We start from the raw sequence: 12834 nt of genomic DNA on the forward strand, positions 1-12834 counted from the left end.
AACTTTCAATTAATAAAAATTATATATTTTCTTCGCTTACCAAATTTCTCAGCATTGGTTATGGTGTAAATAATCAAAAAACTGCAAAAATGTCAATATTGATGGCTTTATCGGCAAATACACAGCAAATACTTCAGATCAAACAACAAATCAAAATTGCAGCAGTCATAGCGATTTTAATATTGCCAGTATTAGATACGAAAGCTAGCGCTGAAAATTCAAGTTCTCAAGTAGTCATTGCTCAGAATCAAGCAGCTGAGCAAGCAAGAATGACTCAACCACCAAAAATTGCTTTTGTACCAAGAAGACGATTGCCGTTAACTCTTTTAGCTGAGACTGGGGCAGGATTACTACTACTCTTTGGGTTAGTTGCTGCATATTTGGCTAATCGTACGCAAAAACCATTGTCAACGGCAACAGATACCTCGAATCAAAATCTTATAGCTTTATTAGACAACACGATAACAAGTAATCTTGCCATAGCACCAAGCACCGCAACACCATTACTGCCAAGTGCCACAAATGAATCAGTGCGAAAAGAGGCAACGGGACAAGCAGAGCTTTTTAAAGAAGTAACACTACGATTGCGGCAAGCAGTAGACATAGAAGATTTATACAGAACCGCAGTCAAAGAAATCCGCCGTGCCATACGAGCAGACCGCATTTTACTCTATCAGTTGGATGACGCAACTTGGCAAGGCAGTGTGGTAGCAGAATCTGTCGCCCCAGGACTACCACAAACTTGGCGGGTGAAAATTGACGATCCTTGCTTCCGCGAGCGGCATATGGAATTGTATAAACAAGGTCGCGTGCGGGCAATCAATGATATCTACCACGAACCAGGCTTAACCGATTGCCACATCAAATTGTTAGCACAGTTTGCAGTGAAAGCAAACTTAGTGGCGCCAATTATGCACAACGATGTGTTGTTAGGATTACTGATTGCGCATCAGTGCGATCGCCCGCGTGTTTGGCAAGAAAATGAGATTAGCTTGTTTGCGCGCTTAGCAACTCAAGTCGGTTTTGTCATTAGTCAAAGTGATTTTATATGAATTCGCAACCACTCGTTAGCCTAATTCAAGCTCAATCCTACGAACAAAACTTATTACGAGATGCTTTAGAAACTTTACTGCAGCCTTTGGGAGGGCTGACTAGTTTTGTCAAGCCAGGCGATCGCGTTTTGCTCAAGCCTAATTTACTGACTGGCTCGCGTCCTGGAAAAGAGTGTACCACTCGTGCTGAATTAGTCTACACCGTAGCACAGATGGTTATGGATGTTGGTGGTAAGCCATTTTTAGGAGATAGTCCAGCATTTGGCAGTGCTAGGGGTGTTGCGATCGCCAATGGATATCAGCCATTAATATCTGACTTGCATATTCCTGTTGTAGACTTTCACGGACGACGTTATCAAACTGTCGGTGAAGAATTTAATCACTTGCTGCTGTGTAAAGAAGCGATCGAAGCTGATGTCGTCATCAATCTACCCAAAGTAAAGTCACACAGTCAACTGACATTAACTCTAGGTGTGAAAAATCTTTTTGGCTGTGTTCCTGGAAAAATGAAAGCATGGTGGCATATGGAAGCCGGAAAAGATCTCAATCGCTTTGGGCAGATGCTTGTCGAAACTGCACGGACAATCAACCCAGACTTAACAATTATTGATGGTATTATTGGACATGAAGGTAATGGTCCTAGCGGCGGCGAACCGCGACAGTTAGGTGTATTGGGTGCTGCTGCTGACGTATTTGCTCTGGATCGGGCAGTGATAGACCTGCTGCAAGTGCAGCCAGAAAGCGTACCAACCATCGCCGCGCAAGCTCGTCTCGGACTGTGTGCAGATATTAGCCAAATCCAATTTCCCCACTTACATCCTACTGCGCTACAGATCGATGACTGGAAATTGCCAGATGCGCTGACACCGATTGACTTTGGAATGCCCCGCGTGATTAAGTCCACATTTAAACATCTCTACATCCGCTGGATCAAAGAGCCAATGAAAGCTTACGCTGCTGGTCAAAACCAATAAGCGTATTTACTCAAGTGTAAACTTTGCTACGATGAGCAGCTATAAGTTTAGATTAAGCTGTTAACACCCTCCGATTGCTCAAGCAACCGCCATAAAGCTAGCTAATGGCGGTTTTTTATGTTGATACAGAGAATCAAAAGGTAGTAGGGTAAGAGGGTAGTAGAGTAGGCGGGTAGTAGAGTAGCTGGGTAGTTGGGGAGACTAAGAGAGTTATGAATGTTGAGTGTTGAGTTATGAGTTAAGAAAATTCTTTTAATTCAAAATTCAAAATTCAAAACGTGCTAAGGCACCGCTACGCTAACAAAACTCTATTACCTACACTCCCACACTCCCATACTCCCACTAGTCACTCATCACTCCTTATATAAGTTCTACGAATACAAGAGATAAGATTTGTTGGTTAGCGAACAGTGTGTTAGAAAAGAGTTGCTAAAATGGCAGTAAGAAAGTAGAAAACTACCTTCTCATGTGTCAAACATTGTTCAGGTTCATTACAACAGGTTCAGTAGAACTTCTTTATGGAATCAAGTAGTAGTCAGTCTGCCAGCTCAGCAGAGAAACCTTCTCATAAGTTGGCAGACATCGTAGGAACAGCAATCGCTTTGTTGACTCTGACAGTCCCACTTGTGGCGATCGCTCAGTACTCTGACAAAAATCTTCTGACAAACGTGCAACCAATATCATATCCTTTGCAAAGAGCAGGAATGAAAACCAGCGAATGGTGATGAAATTTATGATCGTTGGAAACTGACTTTAGTACTACGGTTAGCTAATGGTGAAGGGTTGTCAGCCCTAGACTTGTTAGTTATGCACCTAGCTAACAGCTAACAGCTAATCGCTTTTTTAATAGCTAAGGGTTTGCAGTTGTCCGTCATACCCTAAAATGCTACACGGGGAGCTAACGGAACTGCACCCTAAATTAGCTGTTAAATTGGAGTGATGTTGTGGACTTAACCCGTATTCCGGCGCAACCAAAACCAGGCGTCATCAATGTTTTAATTGAAATCACTGCTGGAAGTAAAAATAAATACGAATACGATAAAGATTTACAGGCTTTCGCTTTAGACCGAGTTCTGTATTCTTCGGTGCAATATCCTTACGATTATGGCTTTGTCCCTAATACTCTCGCTGATGATGGCGATCCTCTTGATGGTATGGTATTGATGGACGAGCCAACATTTCCAGGATGTGTGATTGCAGCACGTCCCATTGGAATGTTAATTATGATTGATGGTGGCGATCATGACGAGAAAATTTTGTGTGTTCCCGACAAAGATCCGCGCTACCAACATGTCCAATCGCTTGCAGATGTTGCACCACATAGATTAGATGAAATCGCTGAATTTTTCCGTAGCTATAAGAATTTAGAGAAGAAAGTTACAGAAATTCGCGGTTGGCAAGATATTGACCAAGTTATGCCCTTGGTAGAAAAATGCATTGAGGCAGGTAGTAAACAAGGGCGCAATTCTGACGCTGAAGCATAATACACAACCTCAAGAGAAAGTCATTATCATAACGTTAGAGTCGTTTTCTTCAATAAACTGAAGAACGATTCTATCACTCAACCCTAGTGCCTCTTTCATGCAACGAACGCTACTATTAGCTAAAATTCACAGTTGCACGCTCACTGCGGCTAATCTGAACTACGTAGGTAGTGTCAGTATCGATCAAATCTTACTCGACGCTGCAGGAATACTACCTTACGAGCAAGTGCAAGTTGTTAACGTTGCCAATGGAGAAAGATTGATTACATATGCGATCGCCGCTCCAGCAAATTCAGGAGCAATTGAGTTAAATGGCGCTGCCGCAAGACTCGGTATGCCAGGCGATCGCTTAATTATTATGACTTATGCACAATTCACACCCGAAGAACTCAAAACTTACTGCCCGACAGTTTTACTAGTAACTGAAAACAATCGTCTCCTTGAAGTCCGGCGCTACGATGATTTATTAGCGCAGGTTTGATTCATCGTCTCTTCTCTACGTTGAGCAAGTTTGAGATAATGCTGTGACTAAAATTTGATGTGCCATTCCTGCACCAAGCCCAATGCGGTTATCTTGAATGCCTACCACAACTGAGCCACTACCGGTACGGCTGACAATCTGAATCTCGCATCCTACAGTTAAACCCAGATCAAACAGACGACGCGCTAATTCATCTTCGCCATTGAGTTTGACAATCGACAGGCGATCGCCAACTGTTGCCCTAGTTAAGGGAAATGACATTTTAGCAGTGTTCTGTGAGATACTGCTATGTTCCTGCTTGTAGGATTCAGGTGTTCCGCCAAAAAATGTAAATTCCCACTCTTTGCGACTTGGGTGCTGTTGTGCGTTGTTCGGGTCTTTCATGCGATCGTTCTCCCGAATTACTTAGAATCATTCTCACGGACTTATTTAGAAATATTCGCAAATAAAGTCTAAAAATTGTAGCTTTTAAGAGAGAATTCACATTTATCTTTACAAATCTTTATGTTTACTACCAAGAATAAGCTCAAGCAGTAAAAATTAAGGATAGACCACAAATACCTTTTTTTGGAACAAAAGCATTTAATAGACTTTGCCAAGCAAGTCATTACTAGACTTCCTGCATGAATACGAGTGCCATAAATTCGCTGCTACATAAACAAAGTCCACCAATTTAGAGTCGTGAAGTGTTGAGTGATGAGCTTAAGAGAGTTACTCGTAAAGAGTGCTGAGTTATGAGTTAAAAAAATTCAAAACTTTATCAGCGATCGCGTCACTAAAGCAATAACTTGGGTTATCTTTTGGAGTTGCTGTGTGACTGCACCACTTCTAAGTAAAGCTTCAGCTTTCGCAATTCCCGAGGGCATATCTGGACAAACGCCACACCGCCAGAGATAAAAACCACCGTTCCACAAAGCTGTTTGCATTAATTCAGACGGTTGCCCTTGCAATATAGATTGCATCGCCTCTAATAGCTGCGTCGTCGATTCTAACGGGACATTTTTAGTCGTAAAGCCATAGTCGCGGGGAACAAGGTGCAAGCGCTCAATTGGTTCGTCAGGATTCAGTGTCGATAAGCCAATAATTGCGGTGCGATCGCGGGGCAGATCGCAACTTCCTTCTAATCCTTTGACTGTTGTAAAGTGCTGAGTTCCTCTGACAGCAAAAGCGGTTTGAAACATACCTTCTGTTGGTGGATGAACGTAGCCAGCAACAATATGCGCATCTCCAGCGTACGGACACCAAATCAGTTCCATTGTGGCAAATGGCGGACGTTTACCAACTTGGTCGCGGTATTCAAATAGACCTTGAGCCAAGGGAAAATGCTGAGGGAGATAAATAAATCCTACGCCAGTAGCCTCGAACACCTGTTGCGTTTGTGCGAGTGACAGCTTCTTCCAATCAACACCTAATCCTTGCCAAATATCAACAAGTGGTAATCCATATTTAGTCGGTAAGCGATCGCCACCATGCATAATCACAGGTTGTCCTGCTGCTGACAGTAGTAAAGCCGCGATCGGGCTAATGGGTGCAGTACGCGATCGCCCGTCATAAGGTAAACCCAAAACAAAGACACGTTGTGTTGTAGTTATTGGTTGCAGTTTAGGACCAAGTTGATCGTAAGCATCAAGCATTCCTGCCAACTCTTCTCCTGTAGGGCGCTTGATCCGGTGCGCAATCAGAAACGCCCCAATTTGGGCTGGAGTTGCTTCTTGCAGTAAAATCATCCGAGTTGCAGTCGCTGCTTCATCTCGCGTGAGATTTTCACCGGTATGATTACCGCTACCCACTTTTTTTAGCAAATCCCGAAATGCATTGCTCATTGCGATCGCTCAATTAAAAACAAGATAGATGATGGGTGAAGAGTTTTAGCCTAGCACTATCGCACCTGCAAATTCTCGATGATCTGCGGTCCTGAATGCTGTTCAAACTGTGGAATAACGAGTTTCTTTACTAATTGCCAAAAATCTCGAATTGGCGGAACTTGCAAGCGATCTTGTGTCGTCACCATCACAACTTGACGTGTTAAACCAGAATTGACACCTGTGATTGAATGACTACTCGCAAGAGGGCGCACTGCTAGCGTCGGATCTTGGCTTGCTTCGACTAATGCGGAACGTGGTAGTAATGCAATTAATTCACCTTGGCGCACGACCCCGCGAAAAGCATCAAGGGTATTCACTTCTAAAACAGCTTGGAGTGTCGCGCCAAACCGTTCAAATTGTTCTTGGACAAGGCGTTGCATTCCATAACCATCTTTGAAAACAACTTGAGGATAGCGAACCAACTCGAACCAAGGAACTTTGTCAAACTGAGCCAGAGGATGATTTGCTGCGGTTAACACCTCAATCGGTTCGTCATATAACACTTCCACTGCCATTTCGGAACCTGTTGTGAGCAAGCGATTATTCATCACAATTGCCAAATCGACAAGTCCATCTTTAAGGACTTTCAACGCGCGATCGCTTCCTAAAGACGTCACGCGTAACTGAATTTCGGGATAGTCGTGACAAAATTGCTGTAAAACAGGGGGTAAGCAGTTAGAACAAATCGAATGAATTGCCGCAATACACAATTCAGGCTGCTTTCCAGCAACTAAATCCGCCAGTTCCTCTTTAATTGTCCGCCACTCTTGACAAATTTTTCGCACTCTGGGTAAGACACGCTCACCTCCTAAAGTCAGCGTTGCACCTGTAGTACGATGAAACAACGATAATCCCAAATCGGCTTCCAGCGCTTGAATTTGGCGACTGATTGTCGATTGAGTTACGCCGCATTTTCGTGCTGCTTGTTGAAAACTACCTGTCTCCGCGATCGCCAAAAAGGCTTGCAACTGCTCTAGCCGCATTTTGTGTAGCCTGAATCACATTTAAGGCATACACTAACTTAGCGGATTTAGGATAGTAATTTCGTAGAGATTGATACAGCAAGAAGGAGGAGTGAGGGGTGAGTGAATAAAGTGACTAGTGATTAGTTTTGTTAGCGTAGCGGTGCCTTAGCACGTTTTGAATGTAGAGCAAAAGAGCGATTAGTGGTTAGCATACAAGTATTCTTCTGTTTTCCTGCAAAGCTCTCAATTCAACCATTCAGAAAGCGCGATTGCAACTCCTTGTTTGAGTTCTGGGGCTAGATCGCTTGTGGCGATTTGCTGGAGTTGTTTGTAGGCAATTTCTGGTGCAAGTTGTTTGAGTGCTGCGATCGCGTGTAGTAAAACTGCACGCTCTGAATCAGCTAATAATTGGATTAAGGGTTCTATTGCTTGTAATTGTTCTAGGTATCCCAGTGATAAAGCAATGACTGCCCTGATCCGCCCAGTTTCAGTTACTGGATGTTGCAAATGCAGCATATTGATTAATATATTGGCAGCTTTCACTTGATTATTTGGTTGTTTAACTTGCCCTAGAACTGTGATAATTTCTTGACATACAGCAACAGATGGCGACTGCTCCAAAAAAGAGGAAAGATGATCTAAAGCCAGGTTTGATTCAATTCTGCCTAAAGCCCGAAGAATTTCTATTTGGAGAGACTCTGGTGTGTGTGGTGATTGGAGTACTTGATTTAAGCCAATCACAGCAGGATCTGTCCCTAAACGCCCTAACGCGATCGCCGCAGCATGACACACATCAAGATTGAAATCGTACAGTTTTGGTAAGATACGTGCAATAAGGTCTAATTCTGCGCACAAGTCAGTCCGAAAGCCTAAACCCAACACAGCTTCGCGCCTTACAGGAGCAGCAATATCATCTAGAGCATTGAGTAATACTGGTGCAATTCGCGGATCGTGAAAACTACTCAAAGCTTCAATTGCCACAGCACGAATATTCGCTTGGGCATCGCTGACAATACTCAGTAGTGGTGCTATTGTTTCTGAACGCCGGATGTAAGCAAGCGATCGCGCTGCAAGTAACCGCGTATTTTCATCATCTAATAACTCTGTTAGGACTGTAACGGCATTACTTCCAATTTGTCCGAGTGCTGTTGCGGCAATTGCCTGGAGTTCTTCATGATGAGTTGTTTTGATCAGTTCTACTAAAGCAGCGATCGCCTGTGGGTGGTCAAATTCGCCTAGAGTCCGCGCAGCAAACCAACACAGTTCCTCATCGTCATCTTCTAAGATTTCTACCAGAGGAGCGATCGCGCTTGTCCCTAGACGGGGAATTAGTTTTGCAACGTCCCAGCGTTGTTGGAAATCTCCTGCGAGTAACACAGCAATTGCCAAATCAAGGAGTTGCGTTGCTTCGGGTACAGTGTTTATATTACCTTGCTCGCGCTTTCTCCCAGGAATTAGCTGCTGCAAACATTGTACGAGTAATGACCAGTTACTTGCACTCAACGCTGAGTGTGCTTGCTCCAACTTGAGTTGAATACTTGTGTTCACGATCGCTTTGTATGCAGATTAAAATTAGCTTAACTTGACCACAACCAATTATTTTGGCTTTTCGATGAGTTAGTTGTTGCTGGAACTGAAAATATTTTATCTGCTGCAATCGAGTAACTATTGCATAAAGATGCAGTTTGCCCAAAACGTTGATAGCTAGTTAATCGCAGTAGTCATCATCTTCACAAAACTTAACTAAATAGATTGACAAATCTACTGTTAAAGCTTTTAGCAATACAGAGTTCTTAATTATGCGTGTTTTGCATCCACCTTACGACTGAGCTTATTGCAAAAAATGCATCAAGTCGATGCATTTTCTTCATATTTTGAAATATTTAGTTACATAAGATACGAAATTACTTGCAATGTAATTCTAACTTGGATGTTGTCAGGCACATTCAACAAAAAGATGTTTCTGATGTAGCTGTAAGCTTCGCAATCCCGCAATACAAAGAAGGAAATATTCATTTTGTTCTAATCAGCAGTCTGCGTAACTATCTATACGACTTTTCGTTTTCAAACAGAATAACCTAACAAACTAAGCAGTAGCATCAGCAGACTACTTTTTTTCAGCTCCAGCGTGCACAAAGGCAATGAGGGGACACTATGACAGAAGCAGCCAAGAAGGAAACCCTAAATAAATTCGAGAAATTCAAAGCCGAGAAAGATGGTCTTGCTGTCAAAGGCGAATTAGAACATTTTGCTGCGCTCGGGTGGGAAGCAATAGACGAAACTGATCGCGACCATCGACTCAAATGGGTAGGACTATTCTTTCGCCCTGTGACTCCTGGTAAGTTCATGATGCGGATGCGCATACCCAACGGTATCGTCACAAGTCATCAGATGCGAGTATTAGGTGAAGTGGTGCAACGCTATGGTGATGATGGCAATGCAGACATCACTACTCGACAAAATATTCAGTTACGTGGAATACGAATTGAAGACTTTCCCGATATTTTTAATCGGTTTCGTGCCGCAGGATTAACCAGTGTTCAGTCGGGAATGGACAATGTGCGTAATATTACTGGCGATCCAGTAGCTGGACTTGATGCAGATGAGTTATTTGATACGCGCGAGTTAGTCTGCCAAGTGCAAGATATGATTACCAATAATGGTGAGGGTAATCCAGAGTTTACGAACTTGCCACGCAAATTTAATATTGCGATTACAGGCGGGCGCGATAACTCAGTTCATGCTGAAATCAACGATTTGGCATTTATTCCTGGATTTAAAAATGATACTTTCGGCTTCAACGTCATTGTTGGTGGTTTTTTCTCTGCCAAGCGCTGCGACGCGGCAGTTCCTCTCCATGCTTGGGTACCTCCAGAAGACGTCGTTGCAGTATGTAGAGTGGTTTTAGAAATCTTTCGGGATAGTGGACTGCGGGCAAATCGCCAAAAGTCACGCCTAATGTGGCTAATTGATGAATGGGGAATCGAGAAATTCCGCGCTGAAGTTGAAAAAAAACTAGGTAAGGAACTACAACCCGCCGCCGAGAAAGATGAAATTGATTGGGAAAAACGCGACCATGTTGGAGTTTTTCGCCAAAAGCAAGCAGGGTTAAATTATGTAGGTTTACATATTCCAGTGGGACGGCTTTATGCTCAAGATATGTTTGAAATCGCCCGACTCGCTGAAGTTTACGGAAATAGCGAAATTCGGCTTACGGTAGAGCAAAACTTGATTATTCCCAATATTCCCGATTCGCGCTTAGATGCATTTTTAGCCGAACCATTGTTACAACGCTTTTCGATTAGCCCTGAAACATTAACTAGAGGCTTAGTTTCTTGTACTGGTGCTCAGTTTTGTAACTTTGCCTTGATTGAAACCAAAAACCGAGCTTTAGGAATGATTAAGGCACTCGAAAGTGAGCTACATTTTACACGCCCAGTGCGCATTCATTGGACAGGATGTCCGAATTCTTGCGGTCAACCACAAGTTGCAGATATCGGATTAATGGGTACTAAAGTTCGGAAAAATGGCAAGGCAGTGGAAGGAGTTGATATCTATATGGGTGGCAAAGTGGGCAAAGATGCGCACTTGGGGACTTGCGTTACTAAAGGGATTCCTTGTGAAGACTTACAGCCAGTGTTACGGGATTTGCTCATTGAGCATTTTGCAGCGCAGCCTAAGCAAGAAGCAATCAGCGCTAGGTAAGTAGCGATCTTTGAAACTGATTTAGCAACAATTCAACTGAAACCAAGAAGATGACCAAGTTTACGAGAAGACAATTTATTTTCACTGCTGGGACTGCAACTGCTGCTTCGCTATTGATGCATGGCTGTGCTAATGGTAATTCTAATACTGCAGCAAATAACGGTGGTACGGTTCCAGCGGCTAATATTGACCCAGCCGATGCACCAGAAGTAACAACTGCACGATTAGGATTTATTGCACTTACAGATGCTGCGCCTTTAATCGTTGCCAAAGAAAAAGGCTACTTTGACAAATATGGCATGAAGGATGTCGAAGTAGCAAAACAAGCATCTTGGGCAGTTACCCGCGACAATTTAGTTCTTGGTTCTGGTGGTGGTGGAATTGATGGTGCGCATATTTTGACACCCATGCCTTATTTGATGTCTTTAGGGACAATTACGCAGGGCAATCGCATTCCGATGTATATTTTAGCGAGATTAAACACCAATGGGCAGGCAATTTCACTATCTAACACTTACAAAGAAATGAACGTAGGTTTAGATAGTTCTCCCTTACAACAAGCTTTTGCACAACAAAAATCTGCTGGTAGAGAACTGAGGGCTGCGGTAACTTTTCCTGGAGGAACCCACGACTTGTGGATGCGCTACTGGTTAGCTGCAGGTGGAATTAATCCGAACAGTGAGATTTCTGTAATTGTCGTTCCACCACCACAGATGGTACAGAACGTGCGCGTGGGTAATATGGAAACCTTCTGTGTGGGTGAACCTTGGCCTGCACAAACGGTCACACAAGGCATTGGTTATACTGCCCTCACAACTGGCGAACTATGGAAAGATCATCCAGAAAAAGCACTGGCAATGCGGGCAGATTGGGTAGATCAACATCCCAAGGCAACGAAAGCAATTTTGATGGCAGTGCAGGAAGCTCAACAATGGTGCGCTTTGCCAGAGAATAAAGAAGAAATGGCAAATATCGTTGCTAATCGGCAATGGCTGGGAGTATCAGCGAAAGATATTTTAGGTCGTTTCCAAGGTCAGTATGACTATGGTACAGGTCGTACTGAAGACTATAGCGACTCATTACTCATGAAATTCTGGCGCGATAACGCCTCCTATCCTTACAAGAGTCACGATCTGTGGTTTTTAACCGAAAACATTCGTTGGGGTTATATTCCAGGCGATACTGACACGAGAGCGCTCGTCGATCAAGTTAACCGCGAAGATTTGTGGCGCGAAGCCGCCCAAGCGCTTGGTGTTTCAGCGGCTGAAATTCCTCAGAGTACTTCCCGTGGTGTGGAAACATTCTTTGATGGCGTGCAGTTTGATCCAGAAAATCCAACAGCATATTTGAATAGTTTAAAAATCAAAAAAGCCTAATTGAGCGCTAAAACTTGCAAGTTGTAAGAACACGGGACAGGAGAATAACAAAGAATGACAGTACTTGGTAGCCGCTCAAAGAAGAGCAGCAAATTGGGAAAAGCAATGCCCGCTGTAACGAAATACGTAGTGCCCCCACTAGTGGCGATCGCTGTTATTTTAGTCATCTGGCAGCTGATTTTCTCAGGACCAGATGCTAACTTACCTGGTCCAATTACTGTACTGCAAGAAACTTGGGACCCTTTAATTATCGATCCGTTTTTTGATTATGGTGGGACGAATAAAGGATTAGGTTTGCAAATCCTCGCAAGTTTAGGTAGAGTTGCTATCGGCTTTTCCTTAGCGGCGATCGTCGGGATTGCATTAGGTATTCTTGTCGGAATTAGTCCCTTTGTTTATCGCGCCCTAGACCCTCTATTTCAGGTGTTACGTACTGTACCACCTTTGGCATGGCTACCACTTTCACTAGCAGCATTGCAACAATCTAATCCCTCAGCAATTTTCGTCATTTTTATTACAGCAATTTGGCCTATTATTATTAACACAACTGTAGGAGTACAGCAGATTCCCCAAGACTACAGAAACGTTGCTAAAGTGCTGCGTCTATCGGGACCAAAGTTTTTTTGGAAAATTTTGCTTCCTTCAGCAGTTCCCTATATTTTTACTGGTTTGAGAATCGGGATTGGCTTATCTTGGTTAGCGATCGTTGCAGCAGAAATGTTAACCGGCGGTGTAGGAATCGGCTTCTTTATCTGGGATGCTTACAACAGTTCTCGGTTGAGTGAAATTATTCTGGCACTGGTTTATGTCGGGATCGTTGGTTTAATCCTCGATAGACTTGTTGCTTTTGTTGCATCTAAAGTTGTCCCAGAAGAGCAAATGAATTAAGAGAGGGGCGAAGAGTGAGGGGTGAGGGGCGAGGGAATATATAG

General features: G+C 43.4%; 12 protein-coding genes. 8 read left to right on the top strand and 4 right to left on the bottom strand.

Features of this window, described 5'->3' with window-relative positions; genetic code table 11:
- Positions 1-89 precede the first annotated feature (89 nt).
- The 5 genes from CSQ79_RS10975 to panD all read left to right on the top strand — a co-directional run bounded on the left by CSQ79_RS10975 (position 90) and on the right by panD (position 3991).
- Positions 90-1052, top strand: coding sequence for a GAF domain-containing protein (locus CSQ79_RS10975; RefSeq protein WP_289501033.1), 963 nt, complete (start codon positions 90-92; stop codon positions 1050-1052).
- Positions 1049-2026 carry an Npun_F2552 family protein gene (locus CSQ79_RS10980; protein ID WP_099701208.1) on the top strand — a complete coding sequence of 326 codons (978 nt, stop codon included), beginning with the start codon at positions 1049-1051 and terminating at the stop codon, positions 2024-2026. Before CSQ79_RS10975 ends, CSQ79_RS10980 begins: the two co-directional genes overlap by 4 nt.
- Positions 2027-2544: 518 nt before the next feature.
- Positions 2545-2751, top strand: coding sequence for a TLTLP motif-containing protein (locus CSQ79_RS10985; RefSeq protein WP_099701209.1), 207 nt, complete (start codon positions 2545-2547; stop codon positions 2749-2751).
- Between the two features lie 219 nt (positions 2752-2970).
- Positions 2971-3510 carry an inorganic diphosphatase gene (locus CSQ79_RS10990; protein WP_099701210.1) on the top strand — a complete coding sequence of 180 codons (540 nt, stop codon included), beginning with the start codon at positions 2971-2973 and terminating at the stop codon, positions 3508-3510.
- A 97-nt stretch (positions 3511-3607) separates the two neighbouring features.
- The gene (panD, locus tag CSQ79_RS10995) at positions 3608-3991 is read left to right on the top strand and encodes an aspartate 1-decarboxylase (RefSeq protein ID WP_099701211.1); all 384 of its coding nucleotides are present in this window, start codon (positions 3608-3610) and stop codon (positions 3989-3991) included.
- Positions 3992-4006: 15 nt separating this feature from the next.
- Here the strand turns inward: panD and CSQ79_RS11000 are convergent, their stop codons facing one another.
- The 4 genes from CSQ79_RS11000 to CSQ79_RS11015 form a co-directional block, all read right to left on the bottom strand.
- Positions 4007-4375 (bottom strand): FeoA family protein, encoded by a 369-nt coding sequence (locus CSQ79_RS11000; RefSeq protein ID WP_099701212.1) that lies wholly within the window; start codon positions 4373-4375, stop codon positions 4007-4009.
- A 365-nt stretch (positions 4376-4740) separates the two neighbouring features.
- On the bottom strand, positions 4741-5814 hold the full coding sequence (locus CSQ79_RS11005; protein WP_099701213.1) for an anthranilate phosphoribosyltransferase family protein: 1074 nt from the start codon (positions 5812-5814) through the stop codon (positions 4741-4743).
- A gap of 56 nt (positions 5815-5870) precedes the next feature.
- A complete protein-coding gene (locus CSQ79_RS11010; protein WP_099701214.1) occupies positions 5871-6839 on the bottom strand; it encodes a LysR family transcriptional regulator in 969 nt (322 codons plus the stop codon).
- A gap of 225 nt (positions 6840-7064) precedes the next feature.
- Positions 7065-8369: a HEAT repeat domain-containing protein gene (locus CSQ79_RS11015; RefSeq protein WP_289501034.1), complete on the bottom strand. Its 1305-nt coding sequence runs from the start codon at positions 8367-8369 to the stop codon at positions 7065-7067.
- 606 nt (positions 8370-8975) lie between these two features.
- Here CSQ79_RS11015 and CSQ79_RS11020 point away from each other — a divergent pair.
- From CSQ79_RS11020 to ntrB, 3 genes are all read left to right on the top strand, one after another.
- Positions 8976-10526, top strand: coding sequence for a ferredoxin--nitrite reductase (locus tag CSQ79_RS11020; RefSeq protein ID WP_099701216.1), 1551 nt, complete (start codon positions 8976-8978; stop codon positions 10524-10526).
- 50 nt (positions 10527-10576) lie between these two features.
- Positions 10577-11902 (top strand): CmpA/NrtA family ABC transporter substrate-binding protein, encoded by a 1326-nt coding sequence (locus CSQ79_RS11025; protein WP_099701217.1) that lies wholly within the window; start codon positions 10577-10579, stop codon positions 11900-11902.
- Between the two features lie 105 nt (positions 11903-12007).
- Positions 12008-12790, top strand: coding sequence for a nitrate ABC transporter permease (gene ntrB, locus CSQ79_RS11030; protein ID WP_289501035.1), 783 nt, complete (start codon positions 12008-12010; stop codon positions 12788-12790).
- Positions 12791-12834 lie beyond the last annotated feature (44 nt).

Origin of the sequence: Gloeocapsopsis sp. IPPAS B-1203, from assembly GCF_002749975.1 — a bacterium.
GTDB lineage: Bacteria > Cyanobacteriota > Cyanobacteriia > Cyanobacteriales > Chroococcidiopsidaceae > Gloeocapsopsis.

Coding starts and splice junctions, on each gene's coding strand:
- CSQ79_RS10975 (WP_289501033.1), top strand. CDS start 90: ATGTCAATATTGATGGCTTTATCGGCAAATACACAGCAAATACTTCAG.
- CSQ79_RS10980 (WP_099701208.1), top strand. CDS start 1,049: ATGAATTCGCAACCACTCGTTAGCCTAATTCAAGCTCAATCCTACGAA.
- CSQ79_RS10985 (WP_099701209.1), top strand. CDS start 2,545: ATGGAATCAAGTAGTAGTCAGTCTGCCAGCTCAGCAGAGAAACCTTCT.
- panD (WP_099701211.1), top strand. CDS start 3,608: ATGCAACGAACGCTACTATTAGCTAAAATTCACAGTTGCACGCTCACT.
- CSQ79_RS11000 (WP_099701212.1), bottom strand. CDS start 4,375: ATGAAAGACCCGAACAACGCACAACAGCACCCAAGTCGCAAAGAGTGG.
- CSQ79_RS11005 (WP_099701213.1), bottom strand. CDS start 5,814: ATGAGCAATGCATTTCGGGATTTGCTAAAAAAAGTGGGTAGCGGTAAT.
- CSQ79_RS11010 (WP_099701214.1), bottom strand. CDS start 6,839: ATGCGGCTAGAGCAGTTGCAAGCCTTTTTGGCGATCGCGGAGACAGGT.
- CSQ79_RS11020 (WP_099701216.1), top strand. CDS start 8,976: ATGACAGAAGCAGCCAAGAAGGAAACCCTAAATAAATTCGAGAAATTC.
- CSQ79_RS11025 (WP_099701217.1), top strand. CDS start 10,577: ATGACCAAGTTTACGAGAAGACAATTTATTTTCACTGCTGGGACTGCA.
- ntrB (WP_289501035.1), top strand. CDS start 12,008: ATGCCCGCTGTAACGAAATACGTAGTGCCCCCACTAGTGGCGATCGCT.